The 1,518-nt window shown below is 69.7% G+C and carries 2 protein-coding genes; one reads left to right on the top strand and one right to left on the bottom strand.

Going from position 1 to position 1,518, the window contains the following annotated elements:
* Nucleotides 1-730, bottom strand: a 730-nt coding sequence (locus ACIRS4_RS36715) for a helix-turn-helix transcriptional regulator (protein ID WP_404204375.1), incomplete at its 3' end; no start/stop codon positions are given.
* A 134-nt stretch (nt 731-864) separates the two neighbouring features.
* Between ACIRS4_RS36715 and ACIRS4_RS36710 the strand changes: the two genes are divergently transcribed.
* Nucleotides 865-1,494, top strand: coding sequence for a TIGR03086 family metal-binding protein (locus ACIRS4_RS36710; RefSeq protein ID WP_404204373.1), 630 nt, complete (start codon nt 865-867; stop codon nt 1,492-1,494).
* Nucleotides 1,495-1,518 lie beyond the last annotated feature (24 nt).

The raw sequence follows: 1,518 nt of genomic DNA, 5'->3' as shown, positions 1-1,518 counted from the left end.
GGTTGATTCGGGCGATGACGGTCTCGGCGGGCGCCAGCACCGTGACGCGGGCGTGGACTTGCCAACCGGTGGAGGCTATTTCGCGCAGCACGAAGGCGACGAGGTCGGTGTCGGGTAGCGCTCGCGCGGCGAAATGACGTGTGCCGGGCCGGATCTCGGATATCGATGCCACGGGCAGCGCCTGCCAGGCATGCGAGGCGAGGCTGTAGGCGACCAGATACCAGCGGCGTTGCCAGCTGATCAGCCGGTAGGGCTCCAACTCCGCACCATCGGCGTGGAGGGTCGTGGCGCCGCGGATGGCGGTCGCCAGGGTGGCGAGCGTTTCGGCGGGCACGGGGGCATCCGGCTCCCGGGATCCGGTGACTGCCGGTCCGATATCGGTCACCGTGCGCAGGGCGGTGACCTTCCGCTGCAGGCGTTTCGGGAGGATTCGGTCCAGCTTCGATTGGGCGCGTTCGAGATTGGCCTGGATATCGGTGATCCCGGTGCTGCCGTCGGCCGCCACGTTCATGGCGACGGCCACCGCGACGGCTTCGTCGTCATCGAGCAGTAGCGGGGGCATGGTGGCCCCCTGTCCGAGCCGGTAACCGCCGACCGGCCCACGGGCGGCGTGCACGGGGTACCCGAGATCGCGCAGCCGAGCGATGTCCTGACGCAGCGTGCGGTCGGTGACATCCATGCGTTCGGCCAGGTCGCGACCGGTATGGGTGCCTTCCTGGAGGAGCGTCAACAGGCGGAGCAATCGGGTTGTGGGGGAGGTCACATCGAATCCCTTCACTCGGCTCTATTGATTAGGAAGAAATCTAGCCTAATCGGGTCATACCTTTATCTCAACGGATCGAAACGACCTGAGAGGCAAGAACAATGAACGCGAACCCGCAGACCGACAACTCGCCCGCCGCCACCCTCGCCCCGGTCTGGCGTGACGTGCTCGCCGCCTCCCATCGGGCGCTCGCCGACGTCGTCGCCGGAGTCGGCCCGGACCAGTGGGACAACCCCACCCCCTGCTCCGACTGGACGGTCACCCAGGTGGTCCAGCACGCAGCGGGCGACCAGCTGGCCTACGCCAAGTTCCTCGGCATCGGCGACGGCCCCGCCTACAACCCCTTCGAGCCGTCCGGCAGCATCGACGGCGGCGCCGCCGAACTGGTCTCCGCCGCAATCGAACCGACCGCCACCGCCTGGGCCACCGTCACCGACGACACCGAGACCGTTCCCACCCCGCTCCCGCACGGCGAACTCCCCACCCCGGTCGCCGCCGTCATGTGCGCCCTCGACGCCGCCGTCCACGCCTGGGACATCGCCATCGGCACCGGCCAGCCCTCGCCCCTCACCGACGAGCTGGCCGCCCACCTGCTCACCGCCTCCCGCGGCCTCATCGAGCCGCTGCGCGACTACGGCGTCTTCGCCCCCGTCGTCACCGACGCCCCCGCGACCGATACCCCCGTCGTCGCCGAACTGCTCGCCTACCTCGGTCGCACCCCGCGCGCCTGACCGGCGTGGCAGCCCCGGACCTGG

The organism is Streptomyces sp. NPDC101166, from assembly GCF_044768125.1.
Lineage (GTDB): Bacteria > Actinomycetota > Actinomycetes > Streptomycetales > Streptomycetaceae > Streptomyces.
Note: the sequence above shows the minus strand (reverse complement) of the source record. Positions and strands in the feature narration are given on the sequence as shown.

Bases quoted from the DNA above. Each gene is read 5' to 3' on its own strand.
- ACIRS4_RS36710 (WP_404204373.1), top strand. From the start codon at position 865: ATGAACGCGAACCCGCAGACCGACAACTCGCCCGCCGCCACCCTCGCC.